15 protein-coding genes and 2 pseudogenes are annotated in these 21,529 nt (G+C 58.5%); 6 read left to right on the top strand and 11 right to left on the bottom strand.

The window, feature by feature from the left end:
• Positions 1 to 61: 61 nt before the first annotated feature.
• The 5 genes from BRAGE_RS54950 to BRAGE_RS54945 form a co-directional block, all read right to left on the bottom strand.
• Positions 62 to 271 carry a hypothetical protein gene (locus BRAGE_RS54950; RefSeq protein ID WP_141263254.1) on the bottom strand — a complete coding sequence of 70 codons (210 nt, stop codon included), beginning with the start codon at positions 269 to 271 and terminating at the stop codon, positions 62 to 64.
• A gap of 661 nt (positions 272 to 932) precedes the next feature.
• Positions 933 to 2,090 (bottom strand): M20 family metallopeptidase, encoded by a 1,158-nt coding sequence (locus BRAGE_RS0128850; RefSeq protein ID WP_051378102.1) that lies wholly within the window; start codon positions 2,088 to 2,090, stop codon positions 933 to 935.
• A 423-nt stretch (positions 2,091 to 2,513) separates the two neighbouring features.
• Positions 2,514 to 3,038 carry a flavin reductase family protein gene (locus tag BRAGE_RS0128845; RefSeq protein WP_035731619.1) on the bottom strand — a complete coding sequence of 175 codons (525 nt, stop codon included), beginning with the start codon at positions 3,036 to 3,038 and terminating at the stop codon, positions 2,514 to 2,516.
• Positions 3,039 to 3,917: 879 nt separating this feature from the next.
• Positions 3,918 to 4,931, bottom strand: a complete 1,014-nt coding sequence (trpD, locus tag BRAGE_RS0128840; protein WP_027562736.1) for an anthranilate phosphoribosyltransferase — start codon at positions 4,929 to 4,931, stop codon at positions 3,918 to 3,920.
• 172 nt (positions 4,932 to 5,103) lie between these two features.
• Entirely contained in the window at positions 5,104 to 5,307 is a 204-nt protein-coding gene (locus tag BRAGE_RS54945) for a hypothetical protein (RefSeq protein WP_141263256.1), read from the bottom strand.
• Between the two features lie 4,107 nt (positions 5,308 to 9,414).
• Between BRAGE_RS54945 and BRAGE_RS57965 the strand changes: the two genes are divergently transcribed.
• The 4 genes from BRAGE_RS57965 (at position 9,415) to BRAGE_RS52155 (ending at position 14,390) form a co-directional block, all read left to right on the top strand.
• Positions 9,415 to 9,834, top strand: a complete 420-nt coding sequence (locus BRAGE_RS57965; protein WP_108914593.1) for a DUF7694 domain-containing protein — start codon at positions 9,415 to 9,417, stop codon at positions 9,832 to 9,834.
• Between the two features lie 843 nt (positions 9,835 to 10,677).
• Positions 10,678 to 11,073 carry a YopT-type cysteine protease domain-containing protein gene (locus tag BRAGE_RS49565; protein WP_231164268.1) on the top strand — a complete coding sequence of 132 codons (396 nt, stop codon included), beginning with the start codon at positions 10,678 to 10,680 and terminating at the stop codon, positions 11,071 to 11,073.
• A gap of 2,502 nt (positions 11,074 to 13,575) precedes the next feature.
• A complete protein-coding gene (locus BRAGE_RS52160) occupies positions 13,576 to 14,067 on the top strand; it encodes a hypothetical protein (protein WP_063617216.1) in 492 nt (163 codons plus the stop codon).
• The gene (locus tag BRAGE_RS52155) at positions 14,025 to 14,390 is read left to right on the top strand and encodes a transposase (RefSeq protein ID WP_141263257.1); all 366 of its coding nucleotides are present in this window, start codon (positions 14,025 to 14,027) and stop codon (positions 14,388 to 14,390) included. The genes BRAGE_RS52160 and BRAGE_RS52155 overlap by 43 nt, the downstream gene beginning before the upstream one ends.
• 372 nt (positions 14,391 to 14,762) lie before the next feature.
• Here the strand turns inward: BRAGE_RS52155 and BRAGE_RS0128820 are convergent, their stop codons facing one another.
• Positions 14,763 to 16,310, bottom strand: a complete 1,548-nt coding sequence (locus BRAGE_RS0128820) for an acyl-CoA dehydrogenase family protein (RefSeq protein WP_027562733.1) — start codon at positions 16,308 to 16,310, stop codon at positions 14,763 to 14,765.
• Positions 16,311 to 16,631: 321 nt separating this feature from the next.
• On the bottom strand, positions 16,632 to 16,856 hold the full coding sequence (locus BRAGE_RS56980; RefSeq protein ID WP_027562732.1) for an alpha-L-arabinofuranosidase C-terminal domain-containing protein: 225 nt from the start codon (positions 16,854 to 16,856) through the stop codon (positions 16,632 to 16,634).
• A 324-nt stretch (positions 16,857 to 17,180) separates the two neighbouring features.
• Here BRAGE_RS56980 and BRAGE_RS54935 point away from each other — a divergent pair, with 324 nt between their 5' ends.
• Positions 17,181 to 17,762, top strand: a complete 582-nt coding sequence (locus BRAGE_RS54935) for a hypothetical protein (protein WP_167336468.1) — start codon at positions 17,181 to 17,183, stop codon at positions 17,760 to 17,762.
• Between the two features lie 255 nt (positions 17,763 to 18,017).
• Here BRAGE_RS54935 and groL read toward each other — a convergent pair whose 3' ends face one another.
• The 4 genes and pseudogenes from groL to BRAGE_RS56970 form a co-directional block, all read right to left on the bottom strand.
• Complete coding sequence (gene groL / locus BRAGE_RS0128810) at positions 18,018 to 19,658, bottom strand: chaperonin GroEL (RefSeq protein WP_027562731.1); 1,641 nt, start codon at positions 19,656 to 19,658, stop codon at positions 18,018 to 18,020.
• An 85-nt stretch (positions 19,659 to 19,743) separates the two neighbouring features.
• On the bottom strand, positions 19,744 to 20,058 hold the full coding sequence (locus BRAGE_RS0128805) for a co-chaperone GroES (protein WP_027562730.1): 315 nt from the start codon (positions 20,056 to 20,058) through the stop codon (positions 19,744 to 19,746).
• 37 nt (positions 20,059 to 20,095) lie between these two features.
• Positions 20,096 to 20,266 (bottom strand): hypothetical protein, encoded by a 171-nt coding sequence (locus tag BRAGE_RS57960; protein ID WP_084334765.1) that lies wholly within the window; start codon positions 20,264 to 20,266, stop codon positions 20,096 to 20,098.
• A gap of 277 nt (positions 20,267 to 20,543) precedes the next feature.
• Positions 20,544 to 20,741, bottom strand: a pseudogene (locus BRAGE_RS56970) (hypothetical protein); the annotation flags it as partial.
• A 17-nt stretch (positions 20,742 to 20,758) separates the two neighbouring features.
• On the opposite strand from BRAGE_RS56970, the pseudogene BRAGE_RS0128795 reads away from it, so the two are divergent.
• A pseudogene (locus tag BRAGE_RS0128795) lies at positions 20,759 to 21,055 on the top strand (ATP-binding cassette domain-containing protein); the annotation flags it as partial.
• Between the last annotated feature and the right edge of the window lie 474 nt (positions 21,056 to 21,529).

Below are 21,529 nucleotides of genomic sequence, written 5' to 3'. Positions count from 1 at the left end.
TCCATAATGCCAAGAAATATTTTGCGATGCCCCGCGGGCCAAGCGGAGCGACAATTGCAGCTCAGGCTCCTTGAAAACCTGCGCAGGCCAGCCATCTGTCGCACCTTTGCGCGATCGCCATGCCTTGCCACCACGAGAATGCAGTGACATAGCGGAAAGCCAGTTCGGCGAACTGATTTTGGCGCGGTGTCGCGCCAGAGGAGGGGCTTTGTTCAGCTTCGGCCGGCAGCGTCCCCGACTTAGGGGGCGGATGGAGGTCTACGTCGCTCAACTCTGACCTCGTCGGTTCTCTGGTGCCCCGGGCCAGAACAGCCACGTGGTCTCGCTTTCGGAATGGCGGGCGTTTCAAAGCTACGTTCGAGCCATAGCGCCGCAATTAGGACTGGCTGCAGAACGCTTCCGACCGCCCCGCCACGGGCGATCATGATTGACCGTGGGAACGATGATCTGACCAGCTGAGACATTCGCAATCCTTCACGATCTCGGCAGCAGACCGAGACAGGTGCCCACCTCAAGACCGTACGACTTAACGTTACGTCCGATTCAAGCCCTTTTATGCACGGTGTGAGCGTGGCCAAGCTCTTAAATCGGCTCGCCGGCCGGTCTGGTGTCGCACGCATTCAGCGCTGCGATTTGCGTCAAGAAAGCTCGTTTGCCTTTGAGATGAGGGCCGCTGCCGATAAGCCAATTCTCGGAAACGTTAGCCCTTCCGCGACCAAGGGCTCGCGCCCTTTGCAGCCGATTGCCCGCCTGACCTCCGCTGCCGTCATTGGTTAGCTCAGTCACTTCTATGATTTTGCAATGCCAAATCCGGCATCTGACCGATAGTTTTCGATGAGTGCCGTGAGGGTGGGCGAGGAACGGTCCTGCGAATGTGCCGGCGGCCGTCATCAAACGCACGTCGCGGTCACTGATTTCGCTTGGCGTCAGGATTATCGCAGCGTCTGATACAGGCGGTACAGCAAACGCGCGCGAGGTTCAATCGACGAGATGTAGAGTTGCTCATGATGCGTATGCGCGCCCATGCCGTCAACGCCAAGGCCATCAAGAGTCGCGGTGTGCGGCGCGGTGAAATTGCTGTCGGAGCCGCCCCCGCTGAACGCGTCGAGCAGCTCGAAGCCAAGTTCGGCGGCAAGCGTTTTGGCGTGTGCGTAAAGTGCGGCGCCGGCGCTGGTCTTCTCATATGGCGGACGGTTCAATTCGCCTGATACCTTCACGCTGACGCCGTCGGAGCGCGAGGTGATGCCGAGAATCTTCGGCACCAGCTCGTCGGCATGTGCCATGGTGGGGACGCGCACGTCGACTTGCGCATAGGCCAGTTCCGCGACGACGTTGGGCCTGGTGCCGCCGCGCACGACGCCGACATTGACGGTGATACCGCGCGTGAGATCGTTCATCGCCTCCAGCGTCTGGATCACATGGGCGAGTTCCCGGATCGCGCTGCGGCCGTCCTCGGGCCGCGTACCTGCATGCGCCGGAGCGCCCTTGATGAATACGTCAAAGCGCGCAACGCCCTTGCGTCCCGTGATGACCTTGCCCCCGTCGCGAGCGGGCTCGGTTACCAGTACGTATTTGGCCTTGCGGCCCTCGGCCTCGATTAGCGCGCGCGAGGTTGGGCTGCCGATCTCTTCGTCCGAAACGTAGAGGTGCGTGATGCCGAGCGGCGGGCGTGCATCATCGGCGCAGATTTGCCGGAAGGCGTGATAGGCGAGGTAGGCACCGCCTTTCATGTCGTAGATGCCAGGGCCGAACGCACGGTCGCCCTCGATCTTGAATGGTAGCCGTTCGATGGACCCGATCGGATGAACTGTGTCGAGATGGCTTAACACCAGAATGCCCGGTACGCCCTGCCCCCAAGAAGAGCGGCTGACCAAATGATCGCCGCAGCCGTCACGCCCCACAACGCGCTCGACACTGGCCGGCAGGTCGCGATAACCTGCTGCGACGACATCAGCGAGTTTGTTGATCTGATCCGGCCGCTCCGTCGGAGATTCAATCAGGACCCAGCGGCGAATGCCCTCGAGAATCTGGGCGATTTCGAACCCGTTGCTGGACAGAGTTGTCTGACGCCTTTGAATTCGATTTGTCATCGCATCTGCAAGACCATAATGTCCCTATGTCCTCACGTCAGAATCGAGCCGAAAGATCTAGAGAAGCGCCAACCATTGTGACCCGGGGCGTGCCTATGAACCCGATCCTGCTGCGGCAACGATGCTTACTCGCCTGTCGCTCACAACTGATCTACCAAAGCTGGTAGTTTTCGAGAGGATTATGCAGTTGTCCTGACCCGGTACCCGCACGCGTCGTGGCGCGGCAGGTCGCACACCGGCACAAGCATAGCTCGACCGGCGAAGCGCCCGAAATCGCCGGAGCTGATGAGACCTTTCAATACGAGCCTAATCTGTGGAACCAGTCGCAGCCCAGGCAATCGTTGGATCGCGGTCGTGGAAGCGACTAGGGAGTGAGGCCATCGACCATTCTGCTGTCCCGACGGGGTCTGCGCAAAACCGCACTCAGTCTAGCAGTAAAGTACGAAGTGCGCCCCGGAAGTTGATCAATGGATTTCCATCGCTTTGTCGGGTGGCGATAATTCGTCCGATAAAGACGGTGTGTGTGCCAAGCAACTTGTGGTCATACAAAACGCATTCGAGCGCGCAAAATGCGTTGGGCAATAGCGGTACATCGAGGGCGCCCTGATCCCAGGCCCCGGTGTCGAAGCGGTGAACGCCTTTCGCCCCCTCCCGACCACCAAAACGCAGCGCAAGGTCCTCCTGGTCACTGCGGAGAACACTGACCCCAAAGCTGCTGTTGGCAAGGATCTCATCATGTGCCTCGGAGCGGGCATTGATGCCAACGACCAGGCACGGCGGCTCCATGCAGATGGACGTCACAGAGCTCACCGTCAGTCCACGTCGTCCGGCTGCCGTCCCGGTCGTCACGATAGCGACACCGCTCGCCAGGCTTTGCATGGCATGGCGGAACTCTGCCGGTTGGATAGATGGCATATCCCGGATCGCAGGAGGGAACTGGTGGCTCATGATTAGCCTCTGCAGTTGAACCCCACTTCTAGCGTCTCCACACGCAGAGACGACTTTGATCCCCATGGGGCTTGTAATGGGGGAGCCGGTGTCGAAATTGCGTGACGAGTAGGCTCAGATGGAGACCGGGTATGACTTCGATGTCCTCTGGATTAGCTGACAGTCACAGCCGGACGGACGTGCAATATCTCGGCGGGTTATGCCGGATGGCGATCGCAGCGACAGAACTAGGAATTGCCGTCGCCTCTGTTTCGACAGTGCGTCCATTAAACAGCAAACCGCGCTGAGCAGCCCGGCGAGGCGCCATTGCACAGGGAATCGTGGTCGCGATCCAAACAGCTGGGCTGGAATCTGGCTCGGCCCCGTGGGGAGGGGATGATGCCGATTGCGGTAACAGCGCGCCTGCCAGAGTTTCTCCGCATGTAGACGGCATCGGCGCGCGCCTAATGTACTTTTAGGAGAACACGTGTTTTTGCCGCGACAAGATGCTCATCGAGCGTCGCGTGCAGCGCACCCCGCAACTCCGGTGGGATTGAGCTATCCGTATCGATCAATTCCCGAAACTTCCGTATGATGTGTTCTATCGCAGCAATAGATCCTAGTGTTTCAATCCTCTGCCGGGACATCATCATCTCCTTAGGCGCGCAGCGCGTTTCATCGCGGGTCCTCACCTCGGCAATGTGGTCTGCAACAGGCTCTCATCGCTAAGGAGGCTAGCTCTCGCGCCCGGGCTCGGCGCGAATTGCTTTCGTCAGGGCGAGCGCAGGCAACGCAGGCTCCTTGAAATCCCGCAGAAGTGATGCATTCGTGGCTCCAATATTGTCGCGCTCGTGAACAGCAGACCTGGTCGCAATACTGGAACATCGGCCAGCTCGGCTGTCAGGCGTTCGAAACCGCGATCAGGCGCTTCAGTCGAGCGGCTGCGGCGCCGCGATCAAGTGATTCTTGTCCAAGTGCTACGCCTTCCTGCAGGGTCGAGGCCCGCCCAGCCACGATCAACGCCGCTGCCGCGTTCAAAAGTGCGGCGTCGCGAAATGGACCTGGTACGCCATCAAGCACATTTTGCAGCGCAACGGCATTAGTCTCAGCATCGCTGCTTTCCAGCGCGTCGTTGCGGCGGCGGGGGAGCCCGGCTTGTTCCGGCGTCACTTCGAAGGTGCGGACTATGCCCGCCTCAAGCGCAGCAACAAACGTTGGGCCGGAGAGGGTTATTTCGTCGAGCCCGTCCGAGCCATGAACAACCCATACCGACTCGGCACCAAGGTTCTTCAAGACGTGCGCCAGAGGCTGCACCCATTGGGCAGACAATACCCCAACGATCTGTCGCTTGACCCCGGCCGGATTGCACAGAGCCTCGATCAGATCAAAAATCGTATGGGTTCCAACTGCGGCCCGGATCTGCCCGATGCGCTGCATCGCCGGATAATGGGCTGACGCAAACACGAAGCCGATGTTGGCTTCCTGCACGCAACGTGCGATCGCGTCAGGCTTGAGATCAACCTTCACACCGAGGCGCTCCAACACGACTGGGGCGCTTGAACCCGAAGACGCAGCGCGGTTGGCATGCTTGACCACAGGAATGCCGGCCCCGGCGACGATGAAGGAAGCACACGTCGACACCTTGACCGAATGCGTAGGGGTCTTGCTGGTGCCAGCGAGGCCGACGGGGTCGCATGTCGCCTCGACCCGCGGCGTTCTATTCCGCATCGCCAAGGCGGCGCCAGTGACTTCTTCGACCGTTTCGCCCCGGACCCGCATCCCCATCAACAAGGCGCCGATTTGCGAGGGAGTCGCGTAACCCGACATCATGCTGTCGAAGGCTGACGCAGTTTCCTCACGCGTCAGAGTGGCGCCTGTGGCAACTTTGCCCATGATCGATCTAAGCACTTCCATCGAACTTTACACGTTCCTGTCCAAACCTCGAGCTCTTCCGCGAGACATCGTTGAAGAGACCCGGCACCGATTGCCTTGATGCAGTGGCCCGTCCCACGTGGCATGGCCTCATTTACGCTTGAGGCGGCAGGCGGTTGAGTGTGGGCATGCTTGGTGAGGCTACAACCTGACGCTACGTGAGGGTCAAGCTCTCCATTTCGGTGGTGCCGTCGAGAGGAGATCGTCGGTCAGCTAGAACACTGCCGTTGCTTGTCGCAGGACTGATGACGCGGTTTTTTGGCGGCAATGGCCTTTTGCCGCGGTGTCCCGGCCGGATCACCTCATCCTTCTTATAGCCTGCCGTCGCCGCGGTGGCGAACCGTTGAAGCGGCTTCATCTACCTGCTTCCAGGCTATCCGTGATGGGGAGGTCGAGCCCGATCTCAGCTGGCTCTGCACAATAACCCCACCTGGTTGCAAATGAAGGTGGCCGTTCATAGTGCGATGGACCCGTCCCGTTGATCCGCTTGCGTGAGGGCCGGTCATGTTCGGTTCTGCCTTACAGCAGAATACGCCCTGCTGTGGCGCGTCGAGGCGATCGGTTTTCAGAGCAGCCTCTGCTGTGGCAAGATGATTTTAGAGAACATCGAATGGCGTGATGTGCCTGCCTTGCATGATGCCGCTGTCGATCCATACGCCATGCGGATCGAGACGAAGTACTTTGTTTGGTCGGGACGTATACGCGTATCGGAGCCGCCGCGCACGACCTGAGCGCGATTGCATGCCCAGTTGAAACAATGTCGGACTGCGAAAGTGCAGGTCCTGGATGAACTTCTGCAAACGGGCTGCACCGAACATTCGCGCTTGAAGAGGGGCCCCGCATCAACCTCATGGTAGGATTGCAGAGCCAATTTCAAGTTTGTGCAGCGTTTTGATAACGTGCGTCACACCCCTATTGGCAATCAGAACGTATCGAAGGGTAACTTCTGCATTCGCCTATCTCGACACGCGCGACTGACCATAGTGTTGGTCAATTGTAGGCGGCCATGCTCGTCACCTGACCGCGGGTGACCATCCTGCAGGTCACCCTGGGATCACTTCCCCGGATAGGCGAATGAACAGGCCGCCACATTCACTTCGAGTCGCTGCTTTTCTTGCTAGTGTCTCGCACGGAGATAACATAGCGACATCGCTGACTGAGGCTCGCTTGCTTGGATCTGAGGCAGGCAGTGATAGCGGTGCGATCTGGTATGTGGCTGCTACAAAGGCGGAACACGTCCTCCATGCAAGCCTCTTTCTCTTCTGCGGTCGGCGTTTCATCGCGCGCGTTGACCGGCCTTGGGATTACAGCTGTCATTGCGGCGACAAGAGCAATGGCGCAGCGGGAGATTGTGAGGCGCGAAGCCAACTGACTTCGTTGATTTTGAGTCATGATATCCATTCAAGTCCGGTTGGTTGCGTTATTGATCTTCCTGCGCGAAGCGCAACGTGACCTATCAGCCAGGAAACAGGCCGGAACTGCTTAAGGAAGGTGCCGGCATGCTCGTTCTTCCGCTTTTGCGTTCGTGCGGTGCTGGTCATCCGTCCGGCACGACAGAAACCACACCTACTGTAGTGGCGGAGCACCACGAAGAGTGGAAGTACTGGCGGCTGAGCTGGCCCAGCAAGTAATCATTCGGGAGCATCCAGTGGTTCGGTGCATGCCTGGATGTCGCGATGCACCGTTTGGGCCTGACATGTGCTTAGGTACTCTGGCTCAGCCTACCACCAACTGACCAATGACGTCGTAGCCGGCGCGACGACGGGATGAAGGGCATGGCCCTATCGCGAGGCAGGGAGAGCAGGCAAAAACCGCAGGTGCGCCCAAGCCACTGTTCATGATGCATTCGATCGTTCAGGGCGAACCATGATGACGCGCGCCGGGACTATGTTTGCTGTGGTCGCGCCTGTGGTCCGCGTTATGTGAAGACGTCGGGTGAGGTATCTGGGATGGAGTCTCCGTCTGGCGTTGCGCTGACGTTGGCGTGATCGGAGCGCCCGCCGTGTAGAGCTCGAAACGCGCGATTTCGTCCAGTCGCGATAGGAGCAGCTCCGACGCAGCGCGGACAAGGATGCACCCTGAGGATCTTAGCGTGCTGATCGCGTCGCGCCAGGTGAGTTTGGATATCTGAAACATTCGTGATTCGCTTGACGTGTCTGGAACGGCCTGGATTGTCGGAGGTGGTTCCCACTTGTCTAGGATCGTACAATCTAACGCTACGTGCGATTCAAGTCCCTTCGTGCGTCTAATCGTCTGAGGATGTCGAGGCTGTGCATTCTTCGTGCGAGCCTCGGCTGCAACGCGCACTGTGGCTTCAGAATAGCGGCTGTGCGTGGCGACTGCCCTTCAGCACCCGAGGCTTCGAGCGCCGCTGTTACGTGATTATACGGAGCGCCGGTGTCGCATTTCTTTGATCTGCGAATTGCATGCTCTCGGCATGAATGCGAAAAGTAAACTCTACCAAACCGAGCACTGGCGAGGCCGTGCGGAAGCAACGCGAAAGAAAGCGGAAGCGCTCGCTGACGGGAGAGCCAAAGACAGGCTGCTCAAAATTGCCGTGGAATACGACAAACTAGCTCGGCACGCCCACATGTGGCAGATGCACAAAGACGAGGACGATACGTGACGCGACGCGAGGAAGAGCTGTAAAGTGTTGATCGCTATCCGACCCAATGGTCACGCAGATGTCGCACAGCAAGCAAGTCAGTGCGTGGAAGTGACGTTGAGGGGCACCGTAGGGCGGGGCATCCTGACGGTCCTGTCCCGCGCTCCAGATAGCGAAATATAAGGCGGAGCGATCCGCCTGCCCAACGCTCCTTCAGTCCTACTTCCTTAGTCAGCTTCTCGAAAGCAAATACTCATAAGAAAAAGCGCAGCCTAGACCTCAATTTGCAGTCTATGCGTCGCAGTAACGCGGAAGCCCGGAGCCAATCCGCGCCAGACCGTTCAGCTGTTACAGGTCAGTGTGTGGAACTTCGTTGCGGCTGCAATGGCATATCAGTTTCGCCAATTCGAGCTATCTGCGTCATTGATGGTGCGTGGGTATACGGAGCGGCCGCGGCATGCGCGAGGCGTGGCAAAGCCCCTACCTGCTCTGCCATCCGCCAGCTTATTCAGAAGAACGCTGCGATGATCCAGTAGAGCCCGGCCCAAAGCAGCACATTTATGAGGAGTGCGGCCAACGGCCAAGGGTTCCACCTCCTTTGCGCCGATCGGGAGCGACAATCGGCGCCGTAATGCCTGATCGGTGGGTGCTTTGGTGCGCGCCAATGCGTCATTTCATCAGACGTCGCGCTGGTCCGCTGAGAAATGCCGGACTTTGCATGCCTCGTACCACTCATAATCTCGCAGTCCTCTTGCAAGGAGAGTATCGGAATGTTTGTCTGTTGCGCGGCGAGCCTCCGTCCGATGGTATGCTCGCGTATCATCGGTACAGTTGCCACCGCTTTCCGTCACCGCAGCAATCTACATGCCACGACGCAGAAGTATCCGCACCGCTTTGATGCCACCAAAAGCGCGTATGTCGGGCGTTGGCGACACAGAGCCGCTGCCAGAGGTCGGATTCGCGACGTCCATGTCTGAAAGAGAACACCCGCATTAGCTGCAAAAGGCTGAGCGTATCGCGAGTGCCATACCCCGAGCAATGAGTTCGAACTCGCATCGTAATGCCGCGTGAAGATCGGCCGACGATGATTGAGATCGACTAATCATTGTTCCTGACCGTTAGCTTACGAGGAGAGGCCGAGATGGCAAGCGATCCGCTCGACGTCAGTTCATGTCAGGCGTCCGCGGCTCTGGGTGCAGGCCGATTCGCGCACCGCCTGTCTATCGTGTCGGGTGCATTGCCACTGTTCAGACTCGACGAGAAAGCCGTGAATGATCAGGTACGATCTCGCCAAGCAGTAATATCGTCGGTTCAGCTGGAGCCATCACTGCCTTTGCGGGACATCATGGAATCTAGATGTCAACGCACACTATAGAGAGAATGCCATGATGACGACCAATTCATTGTAGAGAGGGGGCCGCCAGTTTCTTGCGCTCATGCGCCATCAGGTGAATGCGTACTAACGCTTGCTTGAAGCGCGGGAGAGCGATGGCAGACATAAGTGTTGCTGATGCGCGCTGTATTCGGCGATGTGCGACCAATACTGGCCGGCATCCATGAGTAGGATGCTTCGCATGAAAGGGGCTCGATGACGGACTTGTACTATGAGCCGGGAAGGTGCGGTCGGCGGACCGATTCGCCATCGCCCAGATCGTGCTACCGCCCGTACTCACGTAATCGGTGGCTCCTGAGAGCGTTCTGCCCACCATGCGATCGTTAGAAGACTATAGCAGGAGAACGAGTGATGATGGACATCTGCGGCTTTCTCAGATGGTGCTCTCAAGAGCGGTACAGTAACGATTTGCGAGACAACGTAAGCCGCGTCGGTTTCAAGGCCCTTCGAAAGGCAAAGGAGCGGGCGTGCGAGCGCAGTTGATTGAGAAGCTGGAGGCCGGCCGCGTGCAACACGGCCGGTTCGCTACGGTTCCGGGGTCAGGCCCTTGCGGCGTGTTCCTTGTGCAGGGGCCTTGCGGGTGTGAACTAAAGATAAGTGGATTTGTTCGTCCTGGTTGGGAGCATGTTGCGGTCTCGACGCCGCGGCGCTGTCCGAATTGGGAAGAGATGTGCTTTGTAAAAGACCTGTTCTGGGATGAAGAGGAATGCGTCATGCAACTGCATCCGCCATATTCGCAGTATGTGAATAACAGCCGATATTGCCTTCATCTGTGGAGACCCACTCATCGGGACATCCCGATGCCGCCGCCGAGCTTTGTAGGCATCGTTGGACTGGGGCCCTCGGAGGCAGCAATGTTGTTCGCGCGGATGAGCGCGGCACCATGATGAGCTGATTAGGAATATCCCAGCGCAAGGTGACGCCGAGCGGCTGCAGAAGACCGATTCGGCGCCGCCGAACCGAGGCGCCAAGAGCGTGTATATGTGAGGATCAATTGACCGTAGCTGTGCGCGGGGGGCAGCCGAATTAGCTACTATCGACCGGGAGAAGCTAACAGTGCACTGATCCCCGGTAAAGCTCGCGGAGCCGTGCTGAACGCGGATCGGCGGCAACAACAGCATTTCGCCAGGCCAACGATCATCCTCACAAGGCATCACTGGGCGATCCGACGGCGCGAATTGCGCACTCTTGGGAGCGAGAAGTGTGTGCCGACCGGCGGCGTCGCGATGGTTGTGAGATCGAGGCCAAGGCGACGGTCGCATTCAGTGACGAAGGCGCTCTCGCCCCATCACCCTGACCGCATCCGGAATTGCAGAAGGTCGCGCCTGCCGTCGCTGTGCGACAGTCATCAGCTCGCCGGCCACAATCCCACATTTGGCGCGGGGCTCGTGAGCAGCGTCGGTCGAGACACTAATTAGGCGCGGGGCGGTAGCCTCGCTAATTTATCTGGTTGTCAGCTCGTCGTCAGCTTGCCGCACGATCATTCGCAAGCAGAGCGTAAGCAGCCCGCTCGCTCTGAGGAAACGTACGCTGAAGAAGCAGGCGAACCGGCATGTATAATCGAGTTAGTGACCGATCCACACGCCCTAATCAAGCTGACGAACCGAGTGGGTCGGCGGACAGCTGCGAATTTGCTCAAGCATTGACGGATCTCGCTCAACGGGAGAGCCCGCCATGCGGGGAATTGTCTGACAAAATGGGCCTCTGCTGCAGCAAGCCACAGACCTCAAATGCAATCATTTACAGTCCAAGCACCTCGGAGCCTAGCACATCCTCTCTGTCCTCCAGCTCAAATCCATCGTCTCCAGCGAGGCGAAGCCGGCCTAGAGCCGTTCGCCCAAGAGACGCGATATAGGTTTGGTACATCTTCGCGCATTGAGCAGATCGTGAATGAGGTCGCCGACGATGGGTCGATCTACTTGGTCAGCTTGCGGTTCGCCGCAGGTGGCGCCCACACAATCGTAACGTCGACATCGAATGGAATAACGACCCTCTTTGATCCCAATTATGGGGAATTTACTGTTCGCTCAGATCAGATGGGTGAGTTGTTCAAAAGTCTCGCAGACCGCTACAGGAACCCGAACCGACATGATATATCGACTGTCGTCACACTAAGGATGACGTGAGTGTTTGGGACGTTGTAAAGATACTTGGCCGAGGCCCGCGAGCGGATCCTTTCGCGATCGATGCCGGACATCCGCAACGCGTCCAGCAGTGCAATCACGGGAGGGAACACGAATTGTGGCGCCCTCAACGCGCGCCCAACGTGAAGCAGAGCTCAGGGCGCCCCTTCGAATGTTGGAGCGCCGTGCTCGGCGGAAGCTCTCTGGAAGTAATGCAGCGAGGGGAAAATGCTCAGAGAGAGAGAGAGGCTGGCCGGTCACTCAGATTGATGAGCTCGTGCCCTGGCGCGTCAAAGCCTAGATGGCCTGCGCTTGCACTCAGGCAGGACGGTGGTCCGTTAGACTTTCCTGAAAGTTGGCTAAGCTCCTTGTGCGGGTTTCGACGCCTTTAGCCCTTGCGCTCAGGGCTAAGGGCGGGCATCACGCATCCAACACAATCGGCACAAGTTGTATTTTCGTCTGCTTTGGAATCTTTGCCAGCCGCTTCTCCACTGACCTCCCCAGGCAAGCAGCTGCTGTCAACGACAATGCGTGCCGTCGCACCAGCGCACGACCGAGTCGACGCTCGCCACGAGTTCGGCAACAATCCGTGCTTGTCCTCGTCTTCCGCTTTTGCTGTGGTCCGGATCTGCTTGAAGATCTCAACACCAGAACCGAAAGTGATAACACTATGCACTATGTTCGTTCCAAGCCTAACGGCAAACGTTTTGGCGAGCCGACTACAAGGTCCTTCAACAATTTTCGAATTTACGGCCTGCAGCCCCTCTCTGCTGAGCTGGCTGTTGGTGATCTGGAAGATCCGATGACTTACATATGATCCCAGTGTCACACCGGAAGCAGCGCGGGCGCGACTCGGCGCTGGTCAGGACGGTGAATCAGACGCTGTCGCTGCCACGCCCGCACTGGTTGAAGTTAGCAGAAACGTGACTCGGCGCCTGAAAGCCCCACGCATACACGGGGCAAGCGCTGTCCCTACCACGCGCCGCTAACTTCCATGTCACTGTAGAAGAATTAGCTTTCCGAAAGCTGACGAACCCGACGCCTTTCACAAAACGAAAGCGGCCGGTGTGGGGCGATGCCATCCTGGCTCGAAGCCACCCATCTGTCCAGCGGACGTCCGACCCAAGGGTATGGTCAAGCATAGACATAAGCCGATCTCTTCAAAGAGGTCGTGAAACTCGCATATGCCATGTGCCGCGAGAAGGTGTCAGCAGAAGCCCATCGATATTTGCAAGGCGCGGCTCTGCGACACCATTCACGAAAGACGATCCTTTACCTCCGCGACTTGGACGACAGCCGGGCACGTCCGATCAAGCTCGAAAGTGATCGGAAACCAGTCCAACGGGCGGCCTTTCACTGTTACCCGATGCCCTTGGTCGCGTCCTCCGGAGGTTGTCGGCGGTGTGTCGGACCATGCCGAATAGCTCGATGTCACAGGTGACCCGTCTTTTCCCGAGCACGTACATATGCGGCCCGTGCGGCCCATAGATTTTATCGCCGCTTCATTGCCGGACAGTGATGCCGGTGTTTTCGCATTGTCCGGAAGCTGGAAGGCGCGTCAGCGCATCACGCGGGCCAAGATAACCGTGAAGCGCCAATCAAAACGGGATCCGATCTGCGCTTACTGTTCACGACTCATCGTTTGTCGATCTTGTGGCCAGAATCGCACGGTAGTATCTCCTGAATCAGCTGCCGCGAGTCCGAGCGAGCCGTTCGCGAAGCGTGCCCTCCAGAGCGGAAGCCCCGCGACGATTGAGAGCTGCGGGGCAGTTTCCTTTTCGCCGATGTGGCGATGCATTGCTTCACGAGCGACGGCCTCCTCAGCTTCTGGAAAGCCTATCCATAATAGGATCAGCTCAATTGATTGTTTGGACGTGAGGCTAGCGTGGGCTCGTACAATTTCGATCCATCCAATGTAACAGCTTGGCCCCAGGTACGGCATGCGGTCTCGGAAGAGCCCCAGGGTGGGCATGCCGGGCACGGGGGCTCTGAGCAGCACTTGGCAGGCGACAGGTCCCGACCATCGTCAGCATGATGGCGGCACGGTCGGTCCCCGCCGGCTACCGGCGAAGGTCCAGTTGCGCTCCCAAGGCGATGCCTCTCAATGCGCGCTCAGCGCAATTGTTAAAGGGCATGATGTTTTCAGCGCTCAAACCCGGTGGAGAGGACTGGTCGTCCGGATTAGTCTGTCGAAGCCGGGATAGGGGCGCTGGAGCACGAAACGGTGGCAGGCCGCCATGACCATGAGCTGAGAGCTCGCTTTGTTACTTGGCCGCCCCCTACGACTTGCCCGGCTGCGCTGCGAGCGCGGATCCGTAGATGTCGTGCAAGCCACTGGCTCCTGAGACAAGGAGAACCAAGCATGCAAATCGTCGGCATGGACATCCACCGATCGTTCGCCCAGGTGGCGATCCTGGAGGACGGACAATAATCCGACAGCTCCGCGTAGATCTCGTCCACGATCGGCTTGTCGCCTTTGCCAAGATACTCAACCTCGAAGATGAGGTGGTCATCGAGGTGACGGGCAACAGCGCGGCTGTCGAACGTATTCTGCGCCCGCACGTTAAGCGCGTCGCGGTCGCCAATCCGAGGCTCGTTCGGGCGATTGCCTATGCGCGAGTCAAAACGGACAAGGTCGATGCTGGGACCCTGGCAAAGTTGCATGCTGCCGGCTTCTTGCCGGAGGTCTGGGTTGCTGACGAGGACACCTACAGCCGCCGGCGCCAGATGGCCGAGCGCGCCGGCGTTTTGGCGCAGATCATCCGGATTAAAGGACGCATGAAGGCTATCCTGCATGCCAACCTCATCCCGCCCTACAAAGGCTATCTCTTCGGCAAGCGCGGACAGCATTGGCTGGACAGTCTGCCTCTCCCATCGGAGGAGCGTGCAATGCTCTGGCGTCTGATCGTGGAACTCGAACGCGTGACGAAGCAACTGTCGGAGATCGACAAGTCGTGGCCCAGCAGGCTCTGGACGATCCACGGGCTCTCAAGCTGATGACGATCCCCCGCGTGAGTTCGGTTGTCGCATCGAGTGTACTGGCCTCCATCGGCGACTTCGCACGCTTCCCGTCGCCGGATAAGCTCAGCAGCTATTTCGGGTTGCCTCCGCGGGTTCGGCAGTCAGGCGAGCACCCGGCGTGGCATGGCCGGATCTCGAAGCAGCGCAACGGTGACGCCCGCAAGAAGCTGGTTGAGGCGGCGTGGTCAGCCAAGACGGCGCCGGGTCCGTTGCGAGCATTCTTCAACCGAACGCAGAAAAAGCACGGGGCCGGGGTCGCAGCCGTCGCGACGGCGCGCAAGCTCGCAGTCATGATCTAGCACGTCCTGACGACCGGGAAGGACTACGCTTACGCGCGGCCAGCGTTCACGGCGATGAAACTCCGGAAGGTGGCTCTGAAGGCTGGGGCTGCGAGAGGGTTTCGTGCCGCGCAACAACAAGGCGTGCATGTACTCAAGAAGCGGCTTGCTCTTTTCGTTGTGCACAGCGGGACGCTCGTCGGCGTCCCGGCCGTTGATAGTGCGCTCGATCTCGACATCGAGGTGTCTGACCGGAGCGAGATTAGGTTAGGCCTTCATAGCAGCCTGTCGGAATTCGACGTGGCAGTGCATCAGGGATGCTTCGCCTTTCCGCGGTTGCATCGTCCGCGCGCGGAACCAGCAGGTGGAAAGACGTCCGGCATCGGCCAGCTGTCAGACATACCGCACCAATCTAAGGTAATCGTCCGTGAGGACAGGTGAGCGAATCGAACAAGCCGCGTCTTCAAGGAAGGTGGTCAGAGTCCGACTAGCGAGATGGCGCACTTCGACAGATTGCCGGGCCGGCGCGCGAGTACGGAGAGTTGCAAGTTCGGAACTGACCAGGTGAGCCGCCGCTGCGGCGCAATCTGAGGCAGAGAAGCAGCCAACAGACATGACAGCTTTTGCCAGCCCCAATGTGGTGAGCCAACCCGCATAGATCAGCACGGACCCATCTGTCTCATTGAGCCCAGAGAGCTCCTCAATTGCAGCAGCATGGACTGATGCCGCTCCAACTGACCGAAAGAGATCGGCTATTTCGTCACGCGTGGCTTTAGAGAGGAGGCAGCGGCCGAGATGTGATAGGAGCGCCTCAGTCGGACCTTCGAAGATGCGAAGGATGCGAGCGTCTCGATAGATTTTGGCTAAAGGCGCTGCTTCGTCGTAACCACGGCCACCTAACAGCTGGACGCATTGATCAGCGACAAGGCCGCACCATTCCGAGGACAAAACCTTCGTTGCCGACGCAAGGTGGACGTTTGGCGTGCCTTGCGCTGAAACAAGTTGGCATGATGCGGCCAGCATCGCCTTCACGACTTCCCGCCGCAGCACCATCTGTCCAAATAACTGCTCGATGTAGCTGTTCTCGATCATGCGCAGTTTACCGAGCCGGCGATGGCTCGCATAAGAGGCTGCGACCTGGATAGCGCGCTCAAGGGCTCCAAGACCCATAGCAGCCACACCGATACGGCCGCGGTTCATGCTAGATGAAGCCGCGCCCCAGCCGTCTTGATCGCGAGAGAGCACGTAAGAACGCGGCACCTCAACATCGTGGAACTCCAGGGTATTCTGAATGATGCCACGTAGACCCAGTGTGCGATGCTCGTGCGTGACCTTGAGGCCTGGAGCCTGCCTGTCAACGAGTACACCAACGAGCCGACCTTTCGCATCGGGTCCAGACGCGCGCGCAAAGCAAACGATCCAGCGAGCCCAGTCAGCGAGGCCGATCCAGATCTTGCGGCCAGAAATACGAACTTTATCTTCGCGCATGAGGGCCGAAGTCTCTATGTGCCTCGGGGCCGAGCCAGCTCCGGGCTCCGTCAAAGCGAAAGCGCAGAGATCGCCGCGTGTTGCACCCCAAATGATATGCTTTTGTTCCGGGATGTGCGGTGCCGCTTGGATGCAGGGCAAGGCCAGGAAGTTATGGATGACGAGGGTAGAGGCAGCGGAGACATCGAAGGATGCAGTGGCAGAGATGAGGTTGATGGCCTCCTCTAAGGGAAGAGCTAATCCGCCGTGCTCTCCTGGTGTGGTGAGCCCGAACAGTCCATGCCTTGCCAATATGCTGTGTAGGGTTGGAGGGAATGCTCGGCGGTCATCCGCGTCGGCGAAATTTAGCTGACTGAGGTCAGCGATCAAATCGGAGTATAGTCCAGCTGCACGGCGTTCGGCCGTGCGTTCCTGCGCCGGGAATTGGGCATAAACCTGAGTATACATGGCCATAAGGTTCACAATGAGCCCGGTCGCGCTTCATGCCAATTCATCCCCACGGCTATCTCGGTTACACATTGGTATAGTGTGGATGTAAGTGCAGTATAAGCACGTTCCGCGGGACTTCGACCTATTGCAACCGCTGCGTGGGCTCTCATCAAGATAAGTCTTGTCGGACCTATCGGAGGCACACGCTCGTTTCAGTAACCTCCCATTCTTCTCAAGACTCGCTCTGTATTGTCGATTGGTGTCTTGTCCCAAAGCGAGCCGACCGAGGAGAGGTCTGTCATGCAACATTGGGCAGCATAGCGAGGCGAACGTGAAATACGGCATTCAAAACATGTCCTCTGTGGCTCTTGCGCGTGCAAAAGTCTTTCGCGACCAAAGCGGCTCATATGCGCAAGAGGAAAGAAGATGGTCTTGCGCCACGCACCTCCCTGTCTTGGTCATGATCGGCGCGATGCCGTTCACGAGTTGCGCCAGGCAGGCAACTCCTACCCGATCGGCGTGATTCAGAAGGGAAATGCAGGCGCCGCCGAAGGCGAGCGCGTCCTCCATTGTATAGATTTCCTCAAGGATGGGGGGCCACTAGCCAGCGGTCTACCGCCGGGGTAGCCTCGTTGCGCGTTCGATACCAGACGTTCCATCCGTCGAAGCTGAGCATAAGACGCTTTTTTTGGAGCGCCGCGTGGCCGCAGCCGCATCAGCTAGGACGACGACCTCATCAGTAAAGCAGTCCTCACGTCGGTGCTCGCGAGAAACGAGGCGATGTCCTGACTGTAATTCCCGAACTAAGTATGGATTGAAATTTAGTCGACGTAATCAAGCTGTGTTCGAGGACGGTTTCTTCCCATTGGCCAAAACTAGTTATGTTGCGCAACGATGAACCGCACCGTCTGCGCTCCGATGGCCGGGCTCGTAGATGCCACCATAGCTGCATCGGCCCCGATGTTCGACGAAAGCACCAAACAGACGAGAGTTCGTGTAACCAATGGTGAAGTCGCGATCGATCAGAACTGTGGCTTTCCTGATGTTCTTCTCGGCTGGCCTGCGGCTGATGACAGTTACGACGTGGCCTGCTGCTCTGCGAAAGGAACGAATGAAAATGCGTGCCGACACGGGAGGGAACTCCATGAAGCCGATCTGCATCTATTGTGGCATTTGCGCAGTACGAGCCTTCGGCAGCGGCGTCGTGGAGATACCGGAAAGGGCCTACAAAGAAGTGGGATATCGACGATCCGCATCGAGCAGGGCAGCGAGTTGTCTCGCGCAATCTTGACTGAGGGCGACAGCGCGGCGTTATGCTTGGTTTGCCTGCCCGGCAAGCCAAACGATGATGCGTTCATCCAGGCTTTCAACGGCCGCTTCCGGGCGGAATCTCAGCGACGATCGGTGCCTCCGCCTTGCAGGCGCACAGAAAAGGAGGGAGATTTGGCGCAAACACCACAACAAAAAAGCCCCTAGAGAGCAATCGGCAACAAATCGCCAATTTTACGGCAAAACCACGTGGCCCAGCCAGCCCGCTAGCACGTTCAGAGTCGTTAGTATCCTCAAGAAAGTCATTCCCCGTGATCTGCCGGACCGTATGCGCAACAGCATCGATTACGCAACCTTCTGACACACAGCGGCTTGCTAGGGCTATGTTGCAAGCCCGCCGACGCAAAACCCTGGCATTCCCGCCAGGGTTTTGTATGGTCATTGATAATTTGGCAGAGTAGATCAGAAGTCCATACCGCCCATACCGGCGCCTGGAGGCATTGCTGGACCAGCCGCGGCCTTCTTCGGCAGCTCGGCAACCATCGCTTCCGTCGTGATCAGGAGAGCGGCAACCGAGGCGGCGTTCTGGACCGCGATGCGCACGACCTTGGTCGGGTCAATGATGCCCTTGGAGACAAGGTTGCTATACTCGCCTGTCTGCGCATCGAAGCCATAAGAGTACTGCTCGTTGTCCAGGACTTTGCCGACCACGATCGAACCGTCTTCACCGGCGTTGATTGCAATCTGGCGGGCCGGCCAGGACAGTGCCTTGCGCACGATCTCGACGCCGGTCTTCTGATCGTCGTTCTTGGTGCGCAGGCCCTTGAGCTGCTCGGAAGCGCGGAGCAGGGCGACGCCGCCGCCCGGCAGGATGCCTTCCTCGACAGCCGCACGGGTCGCATGCATTGCGTCATCAACGCGATCCTTGCGCTCCTTCACCTCGACCTCGGTCGCGCCTCCGACGCGGATCACCGCGACGCCGCCCGCGAGCTTGGCGAGACGCTCCTGGAGCTTCTCACGGTCGTAGTCCGAGGTTGTCTCCGCGATCTGCGCCTTGATCTGGGCCACGCGCGCCTCGATGTCGGCCTTCTTGCCGGCGCCATTGACGATCGTGGTGTTCTCCTTGTCGATCATCACCTTCTTGGCGTGACCGAGCATGTTGAGCGTGACGTTCTCGAGCTTGATGCCGAGGTCTTCCGAGATCGCCTGGCCGCCGGTCAGGATCGCGATGTCCTGCAGCATGGCCTTGCGGCGATCGCCGAAGCCCGGAGCCTTGACGGCCGCGACCTTCAGGCCACCACGCAGGCGATTCACGACGAGGGTCGCGAGCGCTTCGCCCTCGACGTCCTCGGCGACGATGACCAGCGGCTTACCACTCTGCACCACGGCCTCGAGCAGCGGCAGCAGTTCGTTCAGCGAGGAGAGCTTCTTCTCGTTGATGAGGATGTAGGCGTCATCCATCTCGACGCGCATCTTGTCGGCGTTGGTCACGAAGTAGGGCGAGATGTAGCCGCGGTCGAACTGCATGCCCTCGACGACGTCGAGTTCGGTCTCGAGCGACTTGGCCTCTTCGACCGTGATCACGCCTTCGTTGCCGACCTTCTTCACGGCGTCGGCGAGGAACTTGCCGATCTCCTGGTCGCCGTTGGCCGAAATGGTGCCGACCTGGGCGATCTCCTCGTTCGAGGTGACCCTCTTGGAGTTCTTCTGGAGGTCCGCAACGACGGCTTCGACCGCGAGGTCGATACCGCGTTTCAGGTCCATCGGGTTCATACCGGCGGCAACTGACTTGGCGCCTTCGCGGACTATCGCGGCGGCCAGGACGGTCGCAGTGGTGGTGCCGTCGCCGGCAGCATCCGCCGCTTTCGAAGCGACCTCACGCACCATCTGGGCGCCCATGTTCTCGAACTTGTCGTCGAGTTCGATGTCCTTGGCGACGGCAACGCCGTCCTTGGTGATGCGAGGCGCGCCGAACGACTTGTCGAGCACGACGTTGCGGCCCTTCGGACCAAGCGTGACCTGCACGGCATTGGCGAGGATGTCGACGCCGCGCAGCATGCGGTCCCGCGCGTCTACTCCGAATTTGACTTCTTTGGCTGACATTAAGAATTCCCTCAGTTCTTATTTTCTCACCCTTCGGCGCGCCTAAGTGGGCGCTCTTCAGGGAGTGAGCTGTGCGAGCGCTGGGTTAGGCGGCTTTCTTGTTGGAAAACACATCTGTGAGAACGCCCATGATGTCGCTCTCCTTCATGATCAACAGCTCCTCGCTGTTTATCTTGACTTCGGTACCCGACCATTTGCCGAACAGCACGCGGTCTCCGACCTCGATGTCGATCGGAATCAGCTTGCCGGTCTCATCGCGGCCGCCCGGGCCAATTGCAATGACTTCGCCCTGCGAGGGCTTCTCCTTGGCTGTGTCGGGAATGATAATGCCACCAGCGGTCTTCTCATCAGCGTCGATGCGCTTGACTACGACGCGGTCGTGAAGCGGACGGAATTTCATACAAGACTCCTGAGCGTTTCGAACAAGTTGCAGATAGTCACATTGTGACAAGTCCAATTATAGCAAGGGTCAGGCCAATAATGAGCTGAACGACCCATGCCTGCAGCTTTTCCTTGGCTGTGTCGGGAATGATAACGGCGCAAGCGGTATTCTTATCGGCGTCGGTGCGCTTGACCACGACGCGGTCGCGAAGCGGACGAAAATTCATACAGGTCTCCTGAGCTCAAGTCGGTGATAGTCACATTGTGACAAACCAAATTACAGCAAGAGTCAGGCCAAAAATGAGCTGAACGATCCGTGCCTGCAGGTCTGCTGATCCGTTGGCGGGCCTGCGCGTGTCTTTGTCCGGAAGCAGACGCGCCGAGATGCACGGCCGACAAGCTGTTGCGGAAATGACATTACTTTCGCCGAAACACCGGTTGAGCCCAGGGTTTCTCACGGCCCTTACACCGATCGAAGCGTCGCGTATTTCGACAGCGCCGGCCGGCCTGCAGCACAATTTTGTTAGTTTGGAGCAGGTCGGCGACCGGTCGGTTGATATAGCCGAGCAGTGCATAGCAGGAGAGCAACTCACCTCGAGTGACGGTCCGGTCCAGAACAAGCGTCGTGCCACACCACATTAGCAGGATTGTGAACAGAGTTGAGAGGACGCTACAGGCATTTTCTCCGGCGATTGAGACGAGACTGACTGTAGGCCAACTTGTCTGATGGCGAGAAGCAGCGCCTTTCGTTAGCACGAGTTCTATACCGGGATCCGGAAATCCTAATCTTGGACGAGCCGACCTCCTCCCTCGACTCGCTTGCCGAAGCCAGTGTGCACCGGCTCCTTGAGAATTTGCGTCGGGACGGCAAGACTGTCGTGGTCATCGCTCACCGAGTCAGCACCATCTGTGGTGCCGACAAGATCGTCGTCTTAGACAGGGGCCGGATCGTCGCCGAGGGCAGACATCTTGATCTGCTGGCTGAAAGCGCTTATGCGCGCTTGTGGCAGACGTAAACCGGCGAGCCCTAAAGTTGCATATGATGGCCTATCGCAAAATTCGGCGCAATCATGCAGAGCTAGTCCTCTTAAACTGACCCTGCTGATCGACGTTCGAAATTGCATACCACGGTCGGTGATGCAGCGAGATCGGCAGCTCAACAGCGATCCACGCCTGAGGACCGACGTGGCAAGCATCAGGAGAGCGTGCGCGAACTCAACCATAAGGCATGTGAAATCTCGATTTGAACTACGCCAGCGGCAAGCTGAGGTCGTCAGAGGGCGTGGTCCTATGGCATAAGCGCTTCGATTTCGTTTCAAGGTAAGCCGTTGGCAATACGTCATCTCAAATTACGCGAAGGGATCGACATTGTCATTTACGTCGTTTGCGGCAGGTTGCGAATGGCTGCCAAGGTTTGTCCCGCCGCCGCTGAACGCGAAAAGCTTTTCGAATTGTTGGAGCTTATGGCGCGTTCGACGGTGGTGGAGTCG

The organism is Bradyrhizobium genosp. SA-4 str. CB756 (assembly GCF_000473125.1).
GTDB lineage: Bacteria > Pseudomonadota > Alphaproteobacteria > Rhizobiales > Xanthobacteraceae > Bradyrhizobium > Bradyrhizobium arachidis.
The sequence above is the reverse complement of the archived record's forward strand: the minus strand, read 5'-3'. Positions and strand labels throughout refer to the sequence as shown.

Bases quoted from the DNA above. Each gene is read 5' to 3' on its own strand.
- BRAGE_RS0128850 (WP_051378102.1), bottom strand. From the start codon at position 2,090: ATGACAAATCGAATTCAAAGGCGTCAGACAACTCTGTCCAGCAACGGG.
- BRAGE_RS0128845 (WP_035731619.1), bottom strand. From the start codon at position 3,038: ATGAGCCACCAGTTCCCTCCTGCGATCCGGGATATGCCATCTATCCAA.
- trpD (WP_027562736.1), bottom strand. From the start codon at position 4,931: ATGGAAGTGCTTAGATCGATCATGGGCAAAGTTGCCACAGGCGCCACT.
- BRAGE_RS54945 (WP_141263256.1), bottom strand. From the start codon at position 5,307: ATGAAGCCGCTTCAACGGTTCGCCACCGCGGCGACGGCAGGCTATAAG.
- BRAGE_RS49565 (WP_231164268.1), top strand. From the start codon at position 10,678: ATGCAATCATTTACAGTCCAAGCACCTCGGAGCCTAGCACATCCTCTC.
- BRAGE_RS0128820 (WP_027562733.1), bottom strand. From the start codon at position 16,310: ATGGCCATGTATACTCAGGTTTATGCCCAATTCCCGGCGCAGGAACGC.
- BRAGE_RS56980 (WP_027562732.1), bottom strand. From the start codon at position 16,856: ATGGAGGACGCGCTCGCCTTCGGCGGCGCCTGCATTTCCCTTCTGAAT.
- BRAGE_RS54935 (WP_167336468.1), top strand. From the start codon at position 17,181: ATGAACCGCACCGTCTGCGCTCCGATGGCCGGGCTCGTAGATGCCACC.
- groL (WP_027562731.1), bottom strand. From the start codon at position 19,658: ATGTCAGCCAAAGAAGTCAAATTCGGAGTAGACGCGCGGGACCGCATG.
- BRAGE_RS0128805 (WP_027562730.1), bottom strand. From the start codon at position 20,058: ATGAAATTCCGTCCGCTTCACGACCGCGTCGTAGTCAAGCGCATCGAC.
- BRAGE_RS57960 (WP_084334765.1), bottom strand. From the start codon at position 20,266: ATGAATTTTCGTCCGCTTCGCGACCGCGTCGTGGTCAAGCGCACCGAC.